General features: G+C 35.6%; 21 protein-coding genes. All 21 read left to right on the top strand.

Going from position 1 to position 23,912, the window contains the following annotated elements:
- The coding region (locus K357_RS0101630; protein WP_028257160.1) for an IS200/IS605 family transposase at positions 1-183 on the top strand (183 nt) is incomplete at its 5' end.
- Positions 184-434: 251 nt separating this feature from the next.
- Positions 435-1,733 carry a trigger factor gene (gene tig / locus K357_RS0101625; RefSeq protein WP_028257159.1) on the top strand — a complete coding sequence of 433 codons (1,299 nt, stop codon included), beginning with the start codon at positions 435-437 and terminating at the stop codon, positions 1,731-1,733.
- A gap of 31 nt (positions 1,734-1,764) precedes the next feature.
- The gene (gene clpP, locus K357_RS0101620; RefSeq protein ID WP_028257158.1) at positions 1,765-2,358 is read left to right on the top strand and encodes an ATP-dependent Clp endopeptidase proteolytic subunit ClpP; all 594 of its coding nucleotides are present in this window, start codon (positions 1,765-1,767) and stop codon (positions 2,356-2,358) included.
- 11 nt (positions 2,359-2,369) lie between these two features.
- Positions 2,370-3,596, top strand: a complete 1,227-nt coding sequence (gene clpX, locus K357_RS0101615; RefSeq protein ID WP_028257157.1) for an ATP-dependent Clp protease ATP-binding subunit ClpX — start codon at positions 2,370-2,372, stop codon at positions 3,594-3,596.
- Positions 3,597-3,693: 97 nt separating this feature from the next.
- Positions 3,694-6,009 (top strand): endopeptidase La, encoded by a 2,316-nt coding sequence (gene lon, locus K357_RS0101610; RefSeq protein WP_028257156.1) that lies wholly within the window; start codon positions 3,694-3,696, stop codon positions 6,007-6,009.
- Positions 6,006-6,707 carry a ribosome biogenesis GTP-binding protein YihA/YsxC gene (gene yihA, locus K357_RS0101605; RefSeq protein WP_028257155.1) on the top strand — a complete coding sequence of 234 codons (702 nt, stop codon included), beginning with the start codon at positions 6,006-6,008 and terminating at the stop codon, positions 6,705-6,707. Before lon ends, yihA begins: the two co-directional genes overlap by 4 nt.
- A complete protein-coding gene (locus K357_RS0101600) occupies positions 6,704-7,672 on the top strand; it encodes a polyprenyl synthetase family protein (RefSeq protein WP_028257154.1) in 969 nt (322 codons plus the stop codon). Before yihA ends, K357_RS0101600 begins: the two co-directional genes overlap by 4 nt.
- 2 nt (positions 7,673-7,674) lie before the next feature.
- A complete protein-coding gene (tatC, locus tag K357_RS0101595; protein ID WP_028257153.1) occupies positions 7,675-8,544 on the top strand; it encodes a twin-arginine translocase subunit TatC in 870 nt (289 codons plus the stop codon).
- A gap of 550 nt (positions 8,545-9,094) precedes the next feature.
- Complete coding sequence (locus K357_RS0101590) at positions 9,095-11,755, top strand: valine--tRNA ligase (protein ID WP_156004855.1); 2,661 nt, start codon at positions 9,095-9,097, stop codon at positions 11,753-11,755.
- Between the two features lie 12 nt (positions 11,756-11,767).
- Positions 11,768-13,078, top strand: coding sequence for a bifunctional folylpolyglutamate synthase/dihydrofolate synthase (locus tag K357_RS0101585; protein ID WP_028257151.1), 1,311 nt, complete (start codon positions 11,768-11,770; stop codon positions 13,076-13,078).
- Positions 13,079-13,088: 10 nt separating this feature from the next.
- Entirely contained in the window at positions 13,089-14,399 is a 1,311-nt protein-coding gene (locus tag K357_RS0101580) for an O-antigen ligase family protein (RefSeq protein WP_028257150.1), read from the top strand.
- A 379-nt stretch (positions 14,400-14,778) separates the two neighbouring features.
- Positions 14,779-16,287: a succinyl-CoA:acetate CoA-transferase ScpC gene (locus K357_RS0101575; protein ID WP_028257149.1), complete on the top strand. Its 1,509-nt coding sequence runs from the start codon at positions 14,779-14,781 to the stop codon at positions 16,285-16,287.
- Positions 16,288-16,314: 27 nt separating this feature from the next.
- Entirely contained in the window at positions 16,315-17,961 is a 1,647-nt protein-coding gene (locus K357_RS0101570; protein ID WP_028257148.1) for an acyl-CoA mutase large subunit family protein, read from the top strand.
- A 30-nt stretch (positions 17,962-17,991) separates the two neighbouring features.
- A complete protein-coding gene (locus K357_RS0101565; RefSeq protein ID WP_028257147.1) occupies positions 17,992-18,387 on the top strand; it encodes a cobalamin B12-binding domain-containing protein in 396 nt (131 codons plus the stop codon).
- Positions 18,388-18,458: 71 nt separating this feature from the next.
- A complete protein-coding gene (meaB, locus tag K357_RS0101560) occupies positions 18,459-19,397 on the top strand; it encodes a methylmalonyl Co-A mutase-associated GTPase MeaB (RefSeq protein ID WP_028257146.1) in 939 nt (312 codons plus the stop codon).
- 63 nt (positions 19,398-19,460) lie between these two features.
- The gene (mce, locus tag K357_RS0101555; RefSeq protein WP_028257145.1) at positions 19,461-19,883 is read left to right on the top strand and encodes a methylmalonyl-CoA epimerase; all 423 of its coding nucleotides are present in this window, start codon (positions 19,461-19,463) and stop codon (positions 19,881-19,883) included.
- A gap of 36 nt (positions 19,884-19,919) precedes the next feature.
- Positions 19,920-21,449, top strand: coding sequence for a methylmalonyl-CoA decarboxylase subunit alpha (gene mmdA, locus K357_RS0101550; RefSeq protein ID WP_028257144.1), 1,530 nt, complete (start codon positions 19,920-19,922; stop codon positions 21,447-21,449).
- Between the two features lie 82 nt (positions 21,450-21,531).
- Positions 21,532-21,855, top strand: coding sequence for a methylmalonyl-CoA decarboxylase subunit delta (gene mmdD / locus K357_RS0101545; protein WP_028257143.1), 324 nt, complete (start codon positions 21,532-21,534; stop codon positions 21,853-21,855).
- A gap of 26 nt (positions 21,856-21,881) precedes the next feature.
- Positions 21,882-22,058: a methylmalonyl-CoA decarboxylase subunit epsilon gene (gene mmdE / locus K357_RS09840; RefSeq protein ID WP_169712401.1), complete on the top strand. Its 177-nt coding sequence runs from the start codon at positions 21,882-21,884 to the stop codon at positions 22,056-22,058.
- A gap of 85 nt (positions 22,059-22,143) precedes the next feature.
- Complete coding sequence (gene mmdC, locus K357_RS0101535; protein ID WP_028257142.1) at positions 22,144-22,527, top strand: methylmalonyl-CoA decarboxylase subunit gamma; 384 nt, start codon at positions 22,144-22,146, stop codon at positions 22,525-22,527.
- Positions 22,528-22,606: 79 nt separating this feature from the next.
- The gene (locus tag K357_RS0101530) at positions 22,607-23,728 is read left to right on the top strand and encodes a sodium ion-translocating decarboxylase subunit beta (RefSeq protein ID WP_028257141.1); all 1,122 of its coding nucleotides are present in this window, start codon (positions 22,607-22,609) and stop codon (positions 23,726-23,728) included.
- Positions 23,729-23,912 lie beyond the last annotated feature (184 nt).

The following is a 23,912-nucleotide window of genomic DNA, read 5'->3' as shown; positions in this document are numbered from 1 at the left end:
AATTTAAAATATAAGTATGGAAATAGACATTTCTGGTGTAGAGGATATTATGTGGATACGGTAGGACGATATGAAGGAGCAATAAAAGAGTATATTCGCAATCAACTACAAGAAGATATAGCACAAGATACATTAAACTTTAAAGAGTATACCGACCCGTTTACGGGTGAGCCAGTAAAATAGGCAAAAGAAAAGCCCCCGAGTAGGGGGCAGCCAGTGGTAATAGAGTGGTTGTCAGATCATTCAATGCCCTCTTTAGAGGGCTACCACTAGAGAAAGACCCTTATAGGGTCAGAGCAAACCACCCGTTCTACGGGTGGTTATGATTATAGGTTTGAAAATTTGCAATCATATTCCTTTTATGATATGATGAGTAATGCATAATATACTAGAGAGATTTGGGCACTACGCCCTTCAAGGAGGACATATTTTAAATGAAAGCAACTGTAAATTCTGTTGACCAACATAAGGTAGAAATAACAATTGAAGTGCCTGCTACAGAAGTGGCAAAAGGTATTAAACAAGCATGTCAACGTATTGCATCTCAAGCTAATATTCCTGGTTTCCGTAAAGGTAAAGCACCTCGCCGTATTTTGGAAATGAACTTCGGTAAAGAAGCTATCATGGAAGAAGCATTTGAATTATTAGCGGGAACAAGTTATAACCAGGCTCTTAAAGAAAATGATATCATTCCTGTTACAGATCCAGAAATTGAAAGAATCACATTTGAAGAAGGTAAAGATTTAGTTTTTAAAGCTACTTTGACAAAACAACCAGAAGTAACATTAGGTGATTATAAAGCATTAAAAGCGACTAAACAAGATGCTACTGTTACGGACGAACAAATTCAAGAACAGTTGAAAAATATTGCAGAACAACAGGCTAAAATGGTAGTGGCAGAAGCGGGTGCAACACTTGAACAAGGTGACTTTGCAGTCATTGATTTTGCTGGTACTGTTGATGGCAAACCATTTGATGGTGGTGAAGGAAAATCATATCCATTACAAATTGGATCTGGCAACTTCATCCCTGGCTTTGAAGAACAATTGATTGGAGCTAAAGCTGGTGATGATGTAACTGTTAAAGTGACTTTCCCAGAAGAATATTTTGTTAAAGAATTAGCTGGCAAAGAAGCTCAATTTGAATGTCATGTACATGATATTAAACGTAAAGAGTTACCAGAATTAAATGATGAATTTGCTAAAGAAGCTTCCTCGTATGAAACTATAGCTGATTTAAAAGCGGATCTTCGTAAAAAAATGGAAGAAGATGCAGAACACCGTGCTATTGACGCATATAATGCTGAATTAATTAAACAAGCTGTTGAAAATGCAACTGTGGAAATTCCAGAAGTTATGATAGAACAACGAATCGATCAAATGATTCAAGAATTAGCCATGAACATGGAAGGTCGAGGATTAAAACTCGATGATTATTTGAAATTCTCTAACAAGACCGTTGATGAATTAAGAAAAGAATATGCTGACACTGCAGCAAAAAATGTTCGTACAGATTTAGTATTAGATGCAGTTGCGAAAACTGAAAATATTGAAGTGACTCCTGATGATATGAATCGTGAAATTTTTACTATGGCACAGAATTTCGGCGCAGATCCAAAAGAAGTGTGGGACATTATTACTAAAGAAGGCCGTGTATCTATGTTAGTTGGTTCAGTAGCGCGCAAAAAAGCAGCACGGTTTATTGTAGATAATGCTGAAGGTGCGACTAAATAATAATCTGATAGATATTGATTGAGGTGTAGTTATGTATGTGCCTATTGTAGTAGAACAAAGTGGACGTGGAGAACGGTCCTATGATATTTATTCCCGTCTATTAAAGGATAGAATCATCTTTTTAAGTGGTGAAGTTAATGATACAATGGCAAACAGTATTATTGCTCAATTGTTGTTTTTAGAAGCAGAAGATCCTGATAAAGATATACATTTGTATATTAATAGCCCTGGCGGTGTAGTTACAGCTGGAATGGCTATTTATGATACGATGCAGTATATTAAGCCTGACGTATCTACTATTTGTGTTGGTTCCGCAGCTAGCATGGCAGCCATTTTGTTAACGGCTGGTGCTAAAGGAAAACGTTATGCACTTCCCCATGCCCGTATCATGATTCATCAACCATTAGGTGGTGTTCAAGGTCAGGCGACAGATATTGAAATTCATACTCGTGAAATTCTTCGCATGAAAGAAGAGTTGAATGGGATATTAGTATTACACACAGGACAGCCAATGGATGTTATTAAACATGATACAGAACGAGATAATTTTATGGATGCGGCAACGGCTGTTTCTTATGGATTGGTTGATAATGTACTAACGCGTCCTGGTGTAGCTAAAGAATAACGGAGGAGCTCTTGAAAAAAGACGAGAAAGAAGTTAGACGTTGCAGTTTTTGTGGACGTACTAGCGAGGAAGTTCGCAAATTAGTAACAGGACCGAACGTATTTATTTGTGATGAATGTATAGAAGTATGCCAACATATCGTTGATGTGGAATTAGAAGAACAAGAACATAACGAATTGGATCTAAAAAAGTTACCTAAACCAAAAGATATAAAAGAATATCTTGATCAATATGTAATTGGTCAAGATGAGGCAAAAATTTCTTTGTCAGTGGCTATTTATAATCACTATAAACGGTTGCAAACTGATAATATGGTAGATGATGTAGAACTACAAAAATCGAATGTTTTATTTATTGGCCCCACTGGGAGTGGTAAAACATTATTAGCACAAACGATTGCTAAGATGTTAGAAGTTCCCTTTGCTATTGCCGATGCAACGAGTTTAACAGAAGCTGGCTATGTAGGTGAAGATGTAGAAAATATCTTGTTAAAACTAATACAAGCAGCAGATTATGATATTGATCGGGCAGAGCGTGGCATTATTTATATCGATGAAATTGATAAAATTGCTCGTAAATCTGAAAATCCATCGATTACGCGTGATGTTTCTGGTGAGGGTGTGCAACAAGCATTATTAAAGATTTTAGAAGGCTCTGTAGCATCTGTACCACCACAAGGTGGACGAAAGCATCCTAATCAGGAATTAATACAGATTGACACAACTAATATTTTATTCATTTGTGGTGGTGCGTTTGATGGTATGGATAAAGTAATATCGAAACGGACAGCCGTTAAAACATTAGGCTTTGGTGCTGATGTGAAAAAGAAAGAAGAAAAAAATATTTCTGAAATTTTGAAACAAGTTGTGCCAGAAGATTTACAGAAATTTGGCTTAATACCAGAGTTTATTGGTCGTTTGCCTGTTATGGTAACGCTTGATTCATTGGATAGAGATGCTTTGATAAGTATTTTAACAGAACCAAAGAATGCCTTGACTAAGCAATATGAAAAAATGTTATCGTTAGATGGTGTTAAACTTACCTTCGAACGAGAGGCATTAGAAGAAATTGCGGACGAAGCATTAAAACGTAATACAGGTGCCCGTGGTTTACGTGCAATTATTGAAAAAGTAATGAAACATGTTATGTATGAAGCTCCATCTGATAACACTATTAAGGAGTGTATCATTACTAGAGATTCTGTAAAAGGTCTAAGTGAACCAATACTCAAAAAATGAGTCGGACCAAGTATATAACTTGAAAGAATAGGTAAAGAAACTCATTTCGATTATTGGAATGGGTTTCTTTTATTAATAGGTAGGAAAAGGAGGGTTTATGAATTCTATTGATACTGTGATACCATTAGTTCCACTAAGAGGTTTGGTAGTGTATCCAAGTTTAGTGATCCATCTTGATATTGGAAGAGATAAATCAATAAGAGCCGTAGAACAAGCTATGGCGAATGATCGCATATTAGCGGTAACATCACAAAAAGATGATTCGATTGAGAATCCTGTATTATCTGATTTAGCATCTATGGGTGTTATAGTAAAAATCAAACAAATGCTTAGATTACCAGGTGGAGTACTTCGTATTCTCGTAGAAGGTCTTTCACGTATTCATGTTGATAATATTACTTCCATGGACCCCTATTATGAGGTTGCATACCATCAAGTTGATTCTCTTATGGGCGATGATATTGAATTGGAAGCATATCGACGATTGGTGCAATCAAAATTTGCTCTCTGGGCCGATGACTCTAAAACGATTGCAGAGGATGTGGCTACTAATATTTTGAATTTAACAGATCCATCTAATTTGGCAGATCAAGTTTCTTTTTTATTGCCAATAGGTAAGAAACAACATCAAGAATTATTAGATGAACTATCTGTAAGCAGTCGGTTAAATAAAGTCGTTGGTATTTTAAATATAGAATTGCAAATTAATGATTTAGAAAATTCTATTAATAATCGTGTGCGTCAACAAATGGAAAAAGCACAAAAAGAATATTTCCTACGTGAAAAAATTCGTGTTATTCATGATGAGTTAGGTGACAAAGGGGATCCTGACGCAGAAGCAGAAGAGTTACGACAAGAATTAAATAAATTAAATTTAGATACAGATATTCATGATCGAATTGATAAAGAAATCTCTCGTTACAGTCGTATGCCATCTATGATGCCGGAAGCTAATATTTTAAAAAATTATCTTGACTGGGTTCTTTCATTACCGTGGAAAAATTACTCGAAAGATTCGTTAGATATTAAAAAAGCAGAACAGATATTAAATGAAAATCATTTTGGATTGGAGCGTATTAAAAAACGAATTCTAGAATTTTTAGCGGTCCGTAAATTAAATGGTGGACAAGGCGGATCTATTCTCTGCTTAGTAGGTCCACCAGGTGTCGGCAAAACATCATTAGCAGCCTCTATTGCGGAAGCTTTAAATCGCAAATTTGTTAGAGCCTCATTAGGCGGCGTTAGAGATGAAGCTGAAATTCGTGGACATCGACGCACATATATCGGCGCTTTACCAGGGCGCATGATTCAAGGAATTAAACACGCTGGTACTAAAAATCCAGTGTTTTTACTTGATGAGATTGATAAATTAGCATCTGATTATAAGGGAGATCCTTCATCTGCTTTATTAGAAGTGTTAGATCCAGAGCAAAATAAAACATTTAGTGATCATTTTATTGAAATTCCTTTTGATTTTTCTGATGTATTTTGGATTACTACGGCTAATGTTGGAACCAATATTCCACAACCTTTAATGGACCGCATGGAAGTAATCCAATTATCCAGTTATACAGATGAAGAAAAGTTGCAAATTGCTAAGCGGTATTTAGTACCAAAACAAATTAAAGCAAATGGATTAGAATCGTATAAAGTTAAAATTTCGGATGCAGTATTGAAGAAAATTATTAGTGACTATATTCGTGAAGCTGGTGTACGGCGATTAGAAAAAGCAATCGCAAAAGTATGTCGCAAAATAGCCTACAAATTGGTTGAAGCCGATGAGTCAGTTACACCAAAAGTAACAGTTAAAAACTTACACACATATTTAGGAGCACCTATTTATTTAGAAGAAAAACGTGAAAAGGAAGCACAAGTAGGATTAGTATGCGGGCTAGCCTGGACATCAGTAGGTGGTGTTGTACTACCTTGTGAAGCCTCTACTATGGCTGGTAATGGTAAGTTAAGTTTGACAGGTAGCTTGGGAAAAGTTATGCAAGAATCAGGTCAAGCTGCTATGAGTTATATTCGTCATAATGCTAAAAATTTGGGAATTAAAGAAAATTTTTATAAAACTACAGATATTCACGTTCATTTACCAGAAGGGGCTACACCTAAAGATGGACCTTCAGCAGGTATTACGATGACATTAGCGATGATATCAGCTTTGACAGGAAGAAAAGTACGATCTGATATTGCGATGACTGGTGAAATCACATTACGTGGACGTGTATTACCTATTGGTGGATTAAAAGAAAAACTATTGGCTGCATTGGCATATGGCGTAAAAGAAGTTTTAATTCCTTATAATAATACAAAAGATATAGATGAACTACCAGATTCTGTAAAGAATGGTTTGACGATTACCCCTGTTAAAACAATGGAAGATGTATTGGCAAAGGCATTGTTAAAGTGATGAAAAGAAAAAAGAACACTAAAATATGGCAAAAAAAAACTAATTATGTAAGGAAAACATATGAAAACGGGCCAAGGATTATTGCTGCTAAGTATATTGCATCTGCGGTAAGAGAAAACCAATATCCTGAAGGTGATACTATAGAAATCGCCTTTTTAGGAAGGTCGAATGTAGGTAAGTCTTCATTGATTAATTCTTTGTGTAATCATCGAGGATTAGCTCTTGTTAGTGGATCGCCAGGTAAGACGAGAACTATTAATTTTTTTGACGTAGAGTCCAAAGAAATTATTTCTGAAGAGGAAGAGCGTAGATATCATTGGTTTTTAGTAGATTTACCTGGCTATGGATATGCAAAAACTGATAAGACGAATCGAAATATGTGGAGCTCTTTTATAGCGGATTACATACTACATTCTGAACGATTAATGTTATTATGTTTGTTAATCGATGGAAGACATCCTAATTTGCCGATTGATCAAGAGGCATTTCAGTGGTTACAAGATATGAATGTTCCGTTACAAATTGTAGTTACTAAGTCAGATAAACTTAACAACAAAGAACGTTCAAAAAATATATCAATTATTAAGGAATGTTTTCCAACAACAAATCCACCGATTCTATATAGTTCATTGAAACATAGTGGGCGCGAACTATTGCAACAACGAATTAATACAGTACTTTTAGGAGATAAAGAATGAGTGAATCACAACAAGAGGAATTGCTAGAGTCGGTTGCGTTTGATTTGATTCGTGTTGAATCATTTTTAGAAAAGGAATTGACAACTGGCTCTGAAGACTTTAATCGATTAATTGCGCCATTATCTAGTGCAGGAGGCAAACGATTACGAGCACAATTGTGTTTGCTAATTGCTTGTGCAGGACAGTCTGATGAAACAGAACGAATTCAGATTGCCGCAGCTGTTGAAATGTTGCATTTGGCCACATTAATTCATGATGATGTGCTAGACCAAGCAGACATACGTCGTGGAGAAACTACAATTCATTGCAAAAAAGGAAATAAGGTTGCTATTTTAAGTGGAGATTATTTGTTTGCTAAAGCATTTGAAATTGTATCTCGTATGTCTAATATGGAATACTTAAAGATATTTGCACACATTATAACTTGCTTGGTGGAAGGTGAGTTTATGCAAATGGAGGATGTGTATCGTCTAGATCAAGGTATTGATAGATATATGGCAAAAACTCAAAAGAAGACGGCTGATTTTATAGAGGGCTGTATGGAATTGGGGGCCATCCTTGGCAAGTGGAGTGCTAAGCATACAGCAGTATTGAAGAAATATGGTCATGCATTAGGAATGGCGTTTCAAATTACTGATGATATTATGGATTATAGAGAAACAGAAGCTACCACAGGAAAACCAGTGGGGAAAGATTTACGAGAAGGATTGTTAACGTATCCATTATTAAGTATTGTTAATGAGGATACTTATGATTTTTTACATAAAACTATCTGTAATATTCACGATGGAAATGAACGTGATTTAATCCAATACGTCATTAATCATGGAGGAATTGATAATACGTTAGTTGTAGAAAAACAGTATACCAATATGGCTGTTCATGCATTAAAGGAATTGCCTGATTTTTCTGGTAAAACTTTTTTGTATCAAGCTGTTGATGCCTTAGCTACAAGAAAGGTGTAATGATGAAATCATTTGATATACACCAATTTGAGTATCCCCCAAAAAAGCCTTCCATTAATAGCGTATTAGACTATAAAAAAAGATTAGCAACCATTAAAGAAGAACAGTTGAAAAATAAAACTACTAATTCTTCATCAGAGCCAATATATACTGATATTGAAGAAAAAATTATGAATGAAGCTGGAGATATGTCATTAGTAGGACATTTAACCGAATTACGACGACGTTTAATTGTTATGGTCATTGCTATTATTATTGGTGCGGCCATATCATATTACTATGTGGATACTTTGATCGCTATTTTAACAGCACCTGCAGGCAAGTTGTATTATATGAAACCTACTGAAGCTTTTTTTACATATTTAAAGGTTTCATTGGTTGGAGGTATATTTATTGCGATGCCTGTTTTACTGTATGAAATTTGGGCGTTTATCGTCCCAGCACTGACAAAGGGCGAAAAGAAAATTACTAATTTATATATTCCAATTGCACTTATTTTATTTTGTTTAGGAATTGTATTTTCTTATTTTTTAGTATTGCCAGCGGCAGTTAAATTTTTTATTGGATTTTCTACTGATGAGTTGTTACCTCTTTTTTCTATTGGACAATATATTGATTTTGTTATTGCTTTTATATTGCCCTTTGGTGTCATCTTTGAGCTTCCCTTAATTGTCATGCTACTAGCACATTTAGGCTTAGTTAGTTCTCGTTTCTTAAAAAGTAAACGAAAACTATTTATTCTTATGGCTTTTATTATTGGTGCAGTTATATCACCAACACCGGATATGTTTTCTCAAACCATGATTGCAATTCCTATGATTTTGTTATATGAGGTTAGTGTATTCATTGTAGGTAAAATAATGAAAAAATAGAGATTTATTGACAATAAATTTATTTCTTTGTTATTATTAATATGGTTAATATGCAGATAGTAAAGACTTTGATAAGGAAAAATAATCAGAATATTTTACAGAGAGTCACAATGTGCTGAAATGTGATAAATAGAATGATTAGGGTAGCCTTGGAGTTAAAATAGTGAAGTTATTGTATTGTCATTTATACCTATGAAATATGTATAGATGTGTACTGATGATAATGCGTAATTATTTTCGGAACTCTCCGTTATAGAGTATAAAGTGATTATAACTATACGCTGAATAGTATTGATATTGTATGACGAGGATTAGTATGTGTTAACATATCTACTATTGTTTATGGTGTTATTTATAATAATATAGGTGGTATCGCGGAAGTAGAGCTCTTTCGTCCTAATGGGCGAGAGGGCTTTTTTTATAAAAATAGTATGATAGATTAGTGCTAACCATGATAGCCACAAAAGAGCAATGATTGTCTGTGAATGATTTTAACTAGCATCGTAAAAGGTGTACTCGTAATTATATATGTAGTGATGATAGGAGTAGTATAACCATGTATCAAAATTTAACAACCTATAACCCTGAAGAAATTGAAAGCAAACTATATGAAGAATGGGAAAGAAAAGGATATTTTCATGAGGAAGTAGATACAGAAAAAAAACCATTTAGTATTGTTTTGCCACCTCCTAATGTTACAGGCATGTTGCATATGGGGCATGCGTTAGATAATACATTGCAAGATATTTTAATTCGATTTAAACGTATGCAAGGCTATAATGTTTTATGGATGCCAGGTACAGATCATGCTGGTATTGCGACGCAAATTAAAGTTGAAGAAATGCTAGCAAAAGAAGAAGGAAAAACACGTTATGATTTAGGCCGAGAAAAATTTATTGAACGTGTATGGCAGTGGAAAGAAGAATATGGAGATACTATTGTTAAACAGATACGATCATTAGGTGCATCTTGTGACTGGAGTCGTGAGAGATTTACAATGGATGAGCATTGTTCAAAAGCTGTTCGTGAAGTATTTTGTCAACTTTATGAAAAAGGGTTAATTTATCAAGGCGAACGTATTACGAATTGGTGCCCTCGTTGTCATACTGCACTATCTGATGTAGAGGTAGAACATGAAGATGAATCAGGGCATCTATGGTATATAAAATATCCAGTTATTGGAGAAAGCAATCGCTTTGTAACAGTAGCTACAACACGACCAGAAACTATGTTCGGTGATGTGGCTGTCGCAGTTAATCCAGAAGATGATAGATATAAAGATTTGATTGGTAAAAAATTATTATTGCCATTTGTTAATCGTGAAATACCTGTTATTGCAGATGATTATGTAGATTCTTCATTTGGTACAGGGTGTGTAAAAATCACACCAGCTCATGATCCTAACGATTTTGAAATGGGACAACGTCATTCTTTAGAATCAATCATTGTTATGAATTTAGATGGTTCTATGAATGATAAGGCAGGTCAATTTAGTGGCTTATCTCGTGAGAAAGCCCGTATAGCAGTTGTGGACGAATTAACTAATATGGGACTATTAGCCACTATTGAAGATCATAATCATAGTGTCGGACATTGCTCTCGCTGTCATACAACGGTAGAACCATTAACAACAAAACAATGGTTTGTGGCCATGAAATCATTAGCCGAACCAGCTCTTAAGGTTGTGACAGACAAACATATTGAGTTTGTTCCAGAACGATTTACTAAAACATACACAAATTGGCTAGAATCGATTCGAGATTGGTGTATTTCGCGCCAATTATGGTGGGGACATCGTATTCCTGCATGGTATTGTGATGACTGTGGTGAAACTATTGTTTCTAGAGATGATATTGATGTTTGTCCAAAATGTGGTAGTATTCATATTCACCAAGATCCAGATGTATTAGATACATGGTTTAGTTCTGCTTTATGGCCATTTGCTACTATGGGATGGCCTGAAGAAACTGCTGAATTAAAACAATGGTATCCAACAAGCGTGCTTGTTACCGGATATGACATAATTTTCTTCTGGGTCGCACGCATGATTTTTCAAGGATTGGAATTTAAAAAAGATATTCCATTTAAACATGTATTTATTCATGGGTTAGTACGCGATAGTCAAGGCCGTAAAATGAGTAAATCCTTGGGTAATGGGATTAATCCACTTGATGTTATTTCTGAATATGGTGCAGATGCATTACGTTTCACACTCGTTACTGGAAATACACCAGGAAATGACATGAGATTTTATATGGAACGTGTGGAAGCAAATAGAAATTTTGCAAATAAAATATGGAACGCTTCTAAGTTTGTTTTGATGAATCTAGATGACTTTGATGAACAGTTTACTCCTAATGATGAAGATTTAACATTAGCTGATAAGTGGATAATTGAAAAGTATAATGAAGCTGTTACTAATATTACATCTAATTTGGATAAGTTCGAGTTAGGTGAGGCGGCTAGCACAGTATATGACTTTATATGGAATACGTATTGTGATTGGTATATCGAGTTAGCTAAACCACGTTTATATAACAAACAAGGAGGTAGAGATCGTCAAACAGTTCAATATTTGCTTGTAACTATTTTACGTCATATGTTGGAACTATTGCATCCATTTATGCCATTTGTAACAGAACATATTTGGCAACATTTGCCACATGAAGGTGAAAGTATTGTTATTGCAAAATGGCCTACGGCACTACATTTTAATGAAAATATAGAGGCAGCCAAAACGATGGAAATAGTTATGGATGCTATCAAAGGCATACGAAATATGCGTGCTGAAATGAATGTACCAATGGGAAAACGAAGTGAAGTAATTATAGCTATTACTGATGAAAGCTTGCGTAAAACCATTACAGAGCATGATGATTATTTTATTACATTAGCATGGGCAGAAAAAGTCACTATATTAGATAAAGATGCAGTAAAACCTGAAAATGCGACTGTAACAGTTGTGAATGGATTAGAAGCATATTTATTGTTAAAAGATTTAATTGATGCAGATAAAGAAAAATCTCGCATTGTGAAAGATAAAGAATCTGTGAAAAAAGAAATTATGAGGTTAGAGAAAAAACTTAATAATGAAGGCTTTTTATCTAAGGCACCAAAAACTGTTATTGAAGGAGAACGCTTGAAACTAGATGAATACAAGCAAAAAGAACAAGCTTTGTTAGAACGTGAAGCATTTCTAGAAACTTTATAGAGGTAGATGATTATGACATATGAAGAAGCGATATCCTATTTAGAAAGTACGTCAACCTTTGGTATAAAGCCAGGTTTAACACGTATTCAATCTATATTAGATGCATTAGACAATCCAGAAAGAGCATATAAAATTATTCATGTCACAGGAACTAATGGAAAGGGATCTACAGCTGCCTACATTTCTTATGCTTTGTTTATGAGTGGTCTAAAAGTTGGTAGATTTACATCCCCTCATTTAGAGTCCTATACAGAACGTATTATGATTAATGATACTATGATTAGCGAAGAGGCATTTGCTGATGCATTGGATAATGTACGTGATGTGGTGGATACGCTAACGAAGAAAGGCATGGAATATCCTACACAATTTGAATTATTGACAGCCACAGCATTTTTATATTTTAAAATGCAAACAGTAGAATATGCTGTTATCGAAGTAGGTCTTGGTGGATTATTAGATTCAACTAATGTAGTACTCCCAGAAGTGTCTGTCATTACTAATGTGACGATTGATCATACTGCATATTGTGGAACAACTGTAGAAGAAATTGCTAAGCATAAGGCTGGCATTATTAAAGCTGGAGTGCCAGTTGTAACAGCGGCACAATCACCAGCATTAGATATCATTGAAAAGACTGCTCAAGAGAAACATGCACCTTTGTATGTATATAATAAGGCATTTACCATTGATAGTCGCAGCGCGATTACTGTGGGAGACACTAAGGGGCAAATGGTTACTATTTCTGATGAAGGCGGCAATCCAGCAATGTTGTTTACTAAATTATGCGGTATTCATCAAGCAGTGAATTTGTCATGTGCGTTGATGGCAGTGCGCTTGCTTATGACTAAAGAGCGCAAAATTAGTGAGGAAACAATGCGTGAAGGTTTTGCAAGAACTGAATGGCCTGGTAGATTTGAAATACTTTCAGTAGATGGTAGAACATTTATTTTAGATGGTGCACATAATGCAGCAGGCTCAGAAGCATTTGAAATGACATATAAAGAATTGTTTCAAAATAAACCTAAAACATTAATTATGGCAATTATGAAAGACAAAGAAATCCCGCAAATTATTAGTCAAGTAGTTAAAGAGGGCGACCGTGTATTTACTGTTGCAGCACAATCACAATTAGAACGCAGTGAAAACCCAAAAGATTTAGCCAATCGAATTGGTGATAATGCCACCCCTATTAGTTCAGTATCTAGTGCACTAGAAGAAGCGATAAGAGAAACTAATACAGGTGATATTGTTGCTATATGTGGATCTTTGTATATTTTAGGGGAAGTACGGCGATGGCTTAGACAGAAAGCTATTGGCTGAGGAGTATTTTATGATGAATATGATACAACAGGGATCTTTTACATCACGTTTTGACGTATATATTCGTAATATGCTTTATATTATAGCTATTGCTGTTCCATTGCATCCTATATTAGGTGATGTAGCTATTTTTATTACAACTTGCATGGCTTTGTATAATCACTTTAGATTTCATAAAATATATGATATTCATTTTGATAGTTTATTTCTATCTGTACTACTTTTTGTATGTTGGACTTTCTTATCATCTCTTTTATCTTCTAATAGGTTATTTTCTGTAGCTAGTTGTTTGTATCAGATTGGTGAATGTGCAATTGTGTACTTCTTGATGCGTTTCTACTTAAAAACACCTACACAGTGGAAATATTATATATATGCGATGTTAGTCAGTTCTTTGATTGTTGCTTTAATAGGTATATATCAATATATTTTTATTACAGAAATTCAGATGCATACATGGGTTGATGCTGATAAATTTCCAAATTTAATGAGAAGAATGTATTCAACATTAATGAATCCTAATCTATATGGCGCCTATTTATTAATAATTTTAAGTGCTATTGGTAGTTTCGTATTAAAATTTATCCAACTTAAAAAATGGAAAAAGCTCATCTATATAGGAATACTAGGTGTTGTTCTTCTGATTTCTATGATACTAACTTACTCTCGAGGTATTTGGATTAGTTTTGCTTGTATTATACTTTTTTGGGGAATAATAGTGAATCGCAAACTATTATGGACATTATTGCTTATACCTATTGTGTTGTATTTTTATCATGGTGAAGTAGGGAGCCGTTTATGGTCATTATTTTCAGGTAATGATACATCTGTTGCACTGCGTTGGGCCTTGTGGGATAGTACAACATATATGATTGCAGACCATCCTCTTTGGGGAGTGGGATGGAATACATTCCAGCTAGAATATCCATCGTACAATTATTTTATACAGGATTCTGAAGTTCTAATGTATCATGCACATAATATGATTCTTAATATATCTGCGGAAGCAGGTATACTGGGGATGGTATTCTTTATGTTAATCCTAGGCACGCATCTTTGGTCGATGTACCGAAAAAAAGAGAAATACCATACTTCATCTTATAGAAGCGAATGCATTAGGAGTGATAGTTATAGTATTATATATGATAGTGTTAAATGGATGCTAGGAGCTATAATAGTTGGTGTTCTAATCAGTGGGTTATCTGATTATGAATTGTATAGTCATCAGATTTCTATTGTATTTTGGCAAACATTAGGACTTTGTGCCTGTGTGATAGAGTATAAAAACAAAAATGATAATAAATCTCCATATAAATGCTAAGATACTAGAGAATGGTATATTGAAAAATAACCAACAGTTATATCAAATTAACAAATAGTTATATATTAGTCATGACCATTATGCAAAAAAAGCATAATGGTCTATTTCTATTTCTAGTTAAATACATATTATGCATATTGGTTGACAATACTTTTTGAAAAGCATAAGATGTAATCGTTCAAAGAATTAATTCATCAGAATTCAATTCGAAATGCTAGTAATATTCATTGAGAAAGATTATAGCTGTAATGAAAATCTATTATTGATAATCAAACAGCTATAACTAAGAGGAATTCTCAAATTATATACTGGTAGGGATGAACAAAGAATAAGGATTGACGGTTGTTCAAACTATTCATAACTAAAGGAGATGATAGTGATGATTAACATCCTAGACCGTGTGAAGGGGAGTTCTCTTCAAGGAAAAATTGTCACTGCTGAAGAAGCAGCTAAGCTGATTAATCCAGGTGATAAAGTAGGCATTTCTGGCTTTACCCCATCTGGATATGCAAAAGCAGTTCCTTTAGCATTGGCAAAACGTATGGAATCAGATCCATTTCAAATTGATTTATGGACTGGTGCTTCTGTTGGTGATGAAGCTGATGGTGCATTAGCACGTGTAAATGGCATTCATCGTCGTTTTCCATATCAAACGAATAAGGATATGCGCAATGCATTGAATAACGAACAAGTTCGTTATAGTGATATGCATTTAAGTCATGTAGCCCAACAAATTCGTTATGGATTTTATGGCGACTGTGATGTAGCTATTGTTGAAGCAGCCTGCATTAATGAAGATGGAAGCATTGTTCCTACGACTTCAGTAGGTAACTCACCTACATTTGTGAGTCAAGCTAAAAAGGTAATCGTAGAAGTTAATGTAAGCCAACCACTTACTTTAGTTGGTATGCACGACATTTATGAACCACTTGATCCACCTCATCGTCAACCAATCCCATTGGTAACTGCTGGAGATCGCATTGGTACAGATGCAATTCCTTGTGATCCTAGTAAGATTGTAGCGATTGTACCTTGTGATATTCCAGATACAACTCGCCCATTGGCACCAATTGATGATGATGCGAAAAAAATGAGTGGCCATTTAATTGAGTTCTTCAAGAATGAAATTAAACAAGGTCGCTTACCAGAAAATCTTCTTCCATTACAATCTGGTGTAGGTTCAGTTGCTAATGCTGTTATTAGTGGTTTAGCACAAGGACCATTTAAAGATCTTTCCATTTATACTGAAGTAATTCAAGACGGTATGTTTGATCTTATTGATGCAGGAAAGGTTAATGTTTGTTCCGGTACTGCATTGAGTCCATCTCCAGATGGATTAAAACGTTTTTATGCAAATATCGATGAATATCGTAAAAAAATCATTTTACGCCCACAAGAAATTTCTAACAATCCTGGCCTTGCAAGACGGTTAGGCGTTATTGCCATGAATACGGCTATTGAATTTGATATTACTGGTAATGTAAACTCCACACATATCATGGGTAGTAAAATGATGAATGGTATTGGCGGATCTGGAGATTTCGCAAGAAATGCATATATCTCTATTTTCTGTACTAATTCTGTCGCTAAAAATGGTGACATTAGTTCAATTGTTCCAATGTGTTCTCATATTGATCATACTGAACATGATGTATTAGTATTTTGTACAGAACAAGGGATTGCAGACGTTCGTGGCATGAGTCCAATTGAACGTGCACGTACAATTATTAAAAATTGTGCACATCCTGATTACAAGCCAATGTTAGAAGATTACCTAGAACGAGCTATCGTTGCAACTAAACACGCCCACACACCTATGTTGCTAGATGAAGCTCTTTCTTGGCATAAACGTTTCACTGAAACTGGAACAATGAAAATTAAAAAGTAGTTTTACTTTAGGAGGATGATGAGAATTATGGCTAATGAAAATTTAAAAGCCCGCTTGGAAGCATATGAAGCAGCATGTGCAAAATCGTATGAAAAAACACCTGAAAGAAAGAATTTAAAACACAATAAACTATATACTCCTTTAGATATTGAAGGTTTCGATTACGAAAGAGACTTGAACGTACCAGGTGAATTTCCTTATACTCGTGGTGTTCAACCTACTATGTATCGTGGCCGTTTATGGACAATGCGTATGTATGCAGGGTTCTCTACTGCAGAAGAATCCAACAAACGTTATCGCTATTTGATTGAATCAGGTGCAACAGGATTATCTTGTGCGTTTGACTTGCCTACACAAATCGGTTATGACTCTGATGATGCTATGGCAGAAGGCGAAGTTGGTAAAGTTGGTGTAGCTATTGACTCTTTAGCAGATATGGAAATATTGTTTGATGGTATTGATCTTGGTAAAGTTTCTACATCTATGACAATTAATGCACCTGCATCTGTATTATTGGCAATGTACATTGCTGTTGGTGAAAAACAAGGTGTTCCTTCCACAGAGTTACGTGGTACTATTCAAAATGATATTTTGAAAGAATATGCAGCTCGTGGTACCTATATTTTCCCACCAAAACCTTCCATGCGTTTAATTACTAACATCTTCGAATATTGTTCTCAGTATGTACCAAAATGGAATACAATTTCAATTTCTGGTTACCATATTCGTGAAGCTGGTTCTACAGCAGCACAAGAAATTGCATTTACCATTGCTGATGGTATTGCGTATGTAGAAGCTGCATTAAAAGCTGGCTTAGACGTAGATGCGTTTGCAGGTCGTTTATCCTTCTTCTGGAATGCACATAATAATGTACTTGAAGAAGTTGCAAAATTCCGTGCATCTCGTCGTTTATGGGCAACTATCATGAAAGAACGTTTTGGTGCTAAAAAACCAAAATCCATGATGTTACGTGTACATACTCAAACAGCTGGTTCTATGTTAACTGCACAACAAGTTGATAATAATATTGTTCGTGTAGCACTTCAAACTGCTGCAGCTGTTATGGGTGGAACACAGTCCTTACATACTAACTCCCGTGATGAAGCTTTGGCTTTGCCAACTGAAGCATCTGTACAAGTTGCACTTAGAACACAACAAATTGTTGCTTATGAATCTGGTTTGGCTGATGTAGTTGACCCATTAGGTGGTTCCTACTATGTAGAAGCTATGACTAATGCTATCTATGATGAAGCTATGGATTATATTAAGAAAATCGATGAAATGGGTGGCGCTGTTGTAGCAATTGAAAAAGGCTATATCCAAAAAGAAATTCAAGAATCCGCCTATAAATGGCAAATGGAAGTTGAATCTGGATTACGCACAATTGTTGGTGTCAACAAATTCCAAGTTGAAGAACCACCAGTTGAAGGTTTGTTGAAAATTGATGCATCTGTTGGCGTAAAACAAGCTAAGAAAACTCAAGAAGTTCGCGCTCGTCGTGATCAGGCGGCAGTTGACAAAGCATTGGCAGCGTTAAAAGTCGGCGCTGAAGATGAAAATGTTAACTTGATGCCGTTAATCCTTGATGCAGTTCGTACTTACGCTACATTGGGTGAAATTTGTAATGTATTGCGTGGTGTATTCGGTGAATACCAAGCTCATTCCACATTATAATTTAAAAGCTTAGTTTGGAGGTAATTTATCATGGCAGAAAAACGTATCAGAGTAATAGTAGCAAAACCAGGTCTTGATGGTCATGACCGTGGTGCAAAAGTAGTAGCACGCGCACTTCGCGATGCTGGTTTTGAAGTAATTTATACAGGTCTTCGTCAAACACCAGAACAAATTGTTGAAGCCGCTTTATCTGAAGATGTTAATGTAGTAGCATTAAGTCTTCTTTCTGGAGCACACAACACATTGTTCCCTAAAATTGTTGAAATGTTAAAAGAAAAAGGCATGGATGATGTTTTAGTAATTGGTGGTGGCGTTATTCCTGATAGTGATATACCAGGATTAAAAAAAGCTGGGGTAGCAGCAATCTTTACACCAGGCACACCAACTGGTGACATCGTTAAATTTATTAACGAAAATGTAAAATAATTAGTAGAATAAAGGCTCAAGTGACAGATTTCCTTGGGCCTTTACCTAAATAACAGTAAGGTGGTGTTACCATGGATCTGGTGAAAGAACTATTAAGTGGTTCTAGATTGGCCCTAGCTCGAGCAATTACAGCTGTGGAAAGCGAGTATGATAACGCAGTAGAAATCATGCAAGCTATTTATCCTAAGACTGGTAATGCACGTATTTTAGGAATTACAGGTGCTCCTGGTGCAGGAAAGTCCACTTTGACAGACAAAGTCGTTAAACAATATTTAGCACAAGGCAAGCGTATAGGTATTGTCGCTGTGGATCCAACTAGCCCATTTTCTGGAGGGGCTATTCTAGGGGATCGCATACGTATGAATGATTTAACACTTAATGAAAATGTGTTTATTCGTAGTATGGGGACTCGTGGTAGTTTAGGTGGTTTATCCAAAAAAACATCTGATGTTGTAAAACTTATGGATGCATTTGGAATGGACCTAATTATTATAGAAACTGTTGGCGTTGGACAATCAGAAGTGGACATTGTCAAGAATGCAGATACCACTTTGGTTGTATTGGTTCCTGGTCTTGGTGATGACATTCAAGCGATTAAAGCAGGTATTCTTGAAATAGGCGATGTATTTGCAATTAATAAAGCTGATAGAGATGGCTGTGACCGCTTGAACGTAGAAATTGAGATGATGCTTGATTTAGATGAACGCGATGTAAAATGGCGTCCACCAATTAAGCGAACTATTGCAAGTAAAGATATCGGCGTTGATGAACTTTGTGAATCATTAGATGAGCATTTTGAATTTTTAGAAGACTCTGGTGAGCTAATAGAACGTCGAGCTGAGCGAACTAGAAACGAAATCGTTGCAATGATTAATGAGCAAATTGGTCGCTATGTAGCAGAAAAAATTGTTAATAGCGATGAATTTAATAGCCAAGTTGATGATGTACATAATCGTAAAAACGATCCATATACAGTTGTCAACGATGTTATGGTTAAAGTGTTAAAGTAGACGGCGACTACATTAACATTTATATTATAGCCACTTATAAAAGTTATAAAGGAGAGAATTGACATGGCTTTTAAAGTATTACAAGTAGACCACATTGGTATTGGCGTTAATGATTTAGCAGCAACAAAAGAATTTTATAAAAATGCATTGGGAATTCAACATTTACCAGAAGATGAAATTGTTGAAGAACAAAAAGTGAAAGTTAGTTTTTTCCCATGTGGTGATGCTGAATTAGAGTTTTTGGAAACAACTACTCCAGATGGCCCTATTGGAAAATTCATTGAAAAAAATGGCGGTCGTGATGGCATCCAACATGTTGCGCTTCGTGTAGATAATATTGAAGCAGCTATTGCTGATTTAACAGCAAAAGGAATTCGTATGATTGATCAAAAACCTCGCTATGGTGCTGGTGGATCTTCTATCGCATTCGTTCATCCCAAAGCAACTGGTGGTGTATTACTTGAACTTTGCCAACGTATGAAATAAAATAGAAATATATCATATTTATATGGAGGTGTAATCATGCCAACTGTTCAAGAAAAAATTGATTTATTGCATGAAAAACTTACTGCTGTTAAAGCTGGTGGCGGTGAAAAACGTATTGCAAAGCAGCATTCCCAAGGTAAAATGACTGCTCGTGAACGTTTAGCTAAACTTTTTGATGATAATTCATTCGTGGAATTAGATCAATTTGTTAAACATCGTTGCGTAAATTTTGGTCAAGAAAAGAAAGAACTTCCTGGTGAAGGGGTTATCACTGGTTATGGTACAGTGAATGGCCGTCTAGTATATGCATTTGCACAAGATTTCACTGTTGAAGGTGGTTCTCTTGGTGAAATGCATGCTGCTAAAATCGTTAAAGTACAACGCTTAGCAATGAAAATGGGTGCACCATTAGTTGGCATTAATGATTCTGGTGGAGCACGTATTCAAGAAGCTGTAGATGCTCTAGCTGGGTATGGTAAAATCTTCTTTGAAAATACGAATGCTTCTGGCGTTATTCCTCAAATTTCAGTTATTATGGGGCCTTGTGCAGGCGGCGCCGTATACTCTCCAGCATTAACTGATTTTATCTATATGGTAAAAAATACTTCTCAAATGTTCATTACAGGACCAGCGGTTATTAAATCAGTAACTGCAGAAGAAGTAACAGCTGAAGCATTAGGCGGTGCAATGGCACATAATAGCGTGTCTGGTGTAGCCCATTTTGCAGCTGAAGATGAAGACGATTGCATTAACCAAATTCGTTATTTATTAGCATTTTTACCAAGCAATAATATGGAAGATGCTCCTATTGTTGATACTGGTGATGATCCATCTCGTGAAGAAGAATCGTTAAATACATTGTTGCCTGATAACTCTAACATGCCATATGATATGTATGAAGTTATTGAAAAAACAGTTGATAATGGCGAATACTATGATGTACAACCTCATTTTGCAAAAAATATCATCACTTGCTTTGCTCGTTTTGATGGACAAACTGTAGGTATTATTGCAAACCAACCACGTGTAATGGCAGGTTGCCTTGACATTAATGCATCTTGTAAATCTTCTCGATTCATTCGTTTCTGTGATGCCTTTAATATTCCAATTGTAAACTTTGTTGATGTACCAGGATTTTTGCCAGGTACTAATCAAGAATGGGGCGGAATTATTCGTCATGGTGCTAAAATGTTATATGCTTATTCTGAAGCGACTGTACCTAAAGTTACAGTTATTACTCGTAAAGCATATGGTGGTTCTTACTTAGCAATGTGTTCTCAAGATTTAGGGGCAGATCAAGTATTTGCATGGCCAACATCTGAGATCGCTGTAATGGGACCAGCTGGTGCAGCTAATATTATCTTTAAACGCGATGAAGATAAAGAAGCTAAAACAGCAAAATACGTTGAAGAATTTGCAACTCCTTATAAAGCGGCAGAACGTGGGTTTGTTGATGTAGTTATCGAACCTAAGCAAACACGCCCAGCAGTTATTAATGCTTTAGCAATGTTAGCAAGCAAACGCGAGCTTCGGGCACCTAAAAAACATGGTAATATTCCTTTATAATGATAAATTATATTAGTTAAACTATATTATCATCTGATTCTTGGAAGAACTTCGTAGGTGAACGTAGAAAGGGGAGATTAGTATGACTACAAATCCTTGGTTGATCATGGCAATTAACATGACAGTTGTATTTGCTGTTCTTATTGCTTTAGGGATTTTGATGCAAATTGTTTATTGGATTGATCCAACAAAAAAAAAATTAAAAAAAACTAGTGTGGCAACTCCCACTCCATCTTCTGAATCAAGTGTAGCGACTCCAACCGTTACGACCAATGATGAAGAGGTAATAGCAGCTATTGTAGGTGCAGTTGTTGCGATGGGATATTCTTCACATCAAATCGCATCTATTCGACCCATCATTAGTAAAACATGGCGTATGGATGGTCGACTCAGTGGTAGAAACTGATTAAACATTCTAGGAGGAGAATTTGTATGAGTAATGCTTCAACAACTTCAGCTAATACGAAACAACCAACTGAAGAAGTAATGGCTGTTATCGTAGGTGCTATTTCAGCAATGGGATACACAGCTGATCAAATTGCCTGTGTTCGTCCTATCATTAGCCAAAACTGGCGTTTTGAAGGTCGATTAAAGGGTAGAGGATGTTAATTAATTTAATATTATAATGTTAGCAATAGATAACTCTATTAAAAATAAATATGCTAATGTTTTACTATAGTAGGAGGAATTTGAAATGAAACAATTTAATGTAACTGTGAATGGTACAACTTATGATGTAGTAGTAGATGAAGTAAAAGCAGCAGCTACACCAGCTCCAGCTGCAGCCCCAAAAGCAGCAGCTGCACCAGCTTCAAAAGCTGCACCAGCTCCAGCAGCTAAACCTGCAGCACCAGTAGCAGCAGGTGCTGAAACTGTTAAATGCCCAATGCCAGGTAAAATTCTTTCCGTAGCAGTAACTGTTGGTCAAGCAGTTAAAAAAGGCGAAGTGCTTTGCGTATTAGAAGCTATGAAAATGCAAAATGAAATTTATGCTCCTCATGATGCAACTGTAACTGATGTTCGCGTAGCTGCTAATCAGACTGTATCTACAGGAGAAGATTTAATCGTTTTAGGTTAATTTCAAAGTAGTTATTAGTTATGTTATAGCAAGCTGATAGTTCTATTAGCTTGCTCATAACGGAATAGGGGGAACGTACATGGATGCTTTTATGGTCGCATTAAACGCTGTGTGGAATGACAGTGGTTTTATCGCATTCACATGGGGTAACCTCGCAATGATCGTTGTTGGTTTACTTTTACTTTATTTAGCATTTGCTAAAGAATTTGAACCACTATTATTAGGTCCTATTGCGTTTGGTTGTATACTAGCTAACTTACCACGTAATGGCTTTGAAGAAGGTGTTATGGCCTTAATTAGCCAAGGGATTAAATATGAAATATTCCCTCCTTTGATTTTCTTAGGTGTAGGAGCAATGACAGACTTTGGTCCATTAATTGCTAATCCTAAGACATTATTGTTAGGTGCAGCAGCACAATTTGGTGTTTTTATAGCTTTAGCTGGCGCTATGTTGGTAGGATTTACTGAACAACAAGCAGGTGCTATTGGTATTATTGGCGGCGCAGATGGACCTACATCTATTTATTTAGCCTCTAAAATGGCACCAGAATTGTTGGGTGCAATTGCTGTAGCTGCGTACTCTTATATGTCTCTTGTTCCATTGATTCAGCCACCAGTTATGAAGCTACTTACTACTGAATCAGAACGTAAAATTAAAATGGAACAATTACGTGAAGTAACTCGTTTTGAAAAAATTGTATTCCCAATTGTATCAACAATATTTATTTCCTTATTATTACCACCAATTACTTCTTTATTAGGATGTTTGATGTTAGGCAATTTACTTCGTGAATCTGGAGTTACACAACGTTTAGCAGATACATCTGAAAATGCATTAATCAACATTGTTACCATATTCTTGGCAACAGGTACTGGTTTAACAATGGATGCTGAACATTTTATTGATTTAAAAACATTAGAAATTATTGTATTAGGCTTAGTTGCATTTATCGGCGGTACAGCAGCAGGTGTAATATTTGGTAAGATTATGTGCAAATTTGATGGTGGTAAAACAAATCCACTTATTGGTTCAGCAGGTGTATCTGCTGTTCCGATGGCAGCACGTGTATCACAGGTTGTAGGTTCTAAAGCTGATCCTAGTAACTTCTTATTGATGCATGCTATGGGACCTAATGTGGCAGGCGTAATTGGGACTGCAGTAGCTGCAGGTACAATGCTTGCTATGATAATGCCTAATTAATTCGTGTTAATACTATGTATTCTCTATTCTTCATTGATAGAGAGTACATAGTATAAAGAAATCTAAAGTCCAATCATATATATGAGAGGATGCATGATGTGAGATATAAAGAGGTGCTTGAATTGTTATCAGTAGAAATTAAAATTCTAATATGCACTTTATATTCACTACTTATATTTTTTGT

The sequence above is a fragment of the Veillonella montpellierensis DSM 17217 genome (genome assembly GCF_000426745.1).
GTDB classification, from domain to species: Bacteria; Bacillota; Negativicutes; order Veillonellales; family Veillonellaceae; genus Veillonella; species Veillonella montpellierensis.
The sequence above is the reverse complement of the archived record's forward strand: the minus strand, read 5'-3'. Positions and strand labels throughout refer to the sequence as shown.

Coding starts and splice junctions, on each gene's coding strand:
- tig (WP_028257159.1), top strand. CDS start 435: ATGAAAGCAACTGTAAATTCTGTTGACCAACATAAGGTAGAAATAACA.
- clpP (WP_028257158.1), top strand. CDS start 1,765: ATGTATGTGCCTATTGTAGTAGAACAAAGTGGACGTGGAGAACGGTCC.
- lon (WP_028257156.1), top strand. CDS start 3,694: ATGAATTCTATTGATACTGTGATACCATTAGTTCCACTAAGAGGTTTG.
- K357_RS0101600 (WP_028257154.1), top strand. CDS start 6,704: ATGAGTGAATCACAACAAGAGGAATTGCTAGAGTCGGTTGCGTTTGAT.
- tatC (WP_028257153.1), top strand. CDS start 7,675: ATGAAATCATTTGATATACACCAATTTGAGTATCCCCCAAAAAAGCCT.
- K357_RS0101585 (WP_028257151.1), top strand. CDS start 11,768: ATGACATATGAAGAAGCGATATCCTATTTAGAAAGTACGTCAACCTTT.
- K357_RS0101580 (WP_028257150.1), top strand. CDS start 13,089: ATGATGAATATGATACAACAGGGATCTTTTACATCACGTTTTGACGTA.
- K357_RS0101575 (WP_028257149.1), top strand. CDS start 14,779: ATGATTAACATCCTAGACCGTGTGAAGGGGAGTTCTCTTCAAGGAAAA.
- K357_RS0101570 (WP_028257148.1), top strand. CDS start 16,315: ATGGCTAATGAAAATTTAAAAGCCCGCTTGGAAGCATATGAAGCAGCA.
- K357_RS0101565 (WP_028257147.1), top strand. CDS start 17,992: ATGGCAGAAAAACGTATCAGAGTAATAGTAGCAAAACCAGGTCTTGAT.
- meaB (WP_028257146.1), top strand. CDS start 18,459: ATGGATCTGGTGAAAGAACTATTAAGTGGTTCTAGATTGGCCCTAGCT.
- mce (WP_028257145.1), top strand. CDS start 19,461: ATGGCTTTTAAAGTATTACAAGTAGACCACATTGGTATTGGCGTTAAT.
- mmdA (WP_028257144.1), top strand. CDS start 19,920: ATGCCAACTGTTCAAGAAAAAATTGATTTATTGCATGAAAAACTTACT.
- mmdD (WP_028257143.1), top strand. CDS start 21,532: ATGACTACAAATCCTTGGTTGATCATGGCAATTAACATGACAGTTGTA.
- mmdE (WP_169712401.1), top strand. CDS start 21,882: ATGAGTAATGCTTCAACAACTTCAGCTAATACGAAACAACCAACTGAA.
- mmdC (WP_028257142.1), top strand. CDS start 22,144: ATGAAACAATTTAATGTAACTGTGAATGGTACAACTTATGATGTAGTA.
- K357_RS0101530 (WP_028257141.1), top strand. CDS start 22,607: ATGGATGCTTTTATGGTCGCATTAAACGCTGTGTGGAATGACAGTGGT.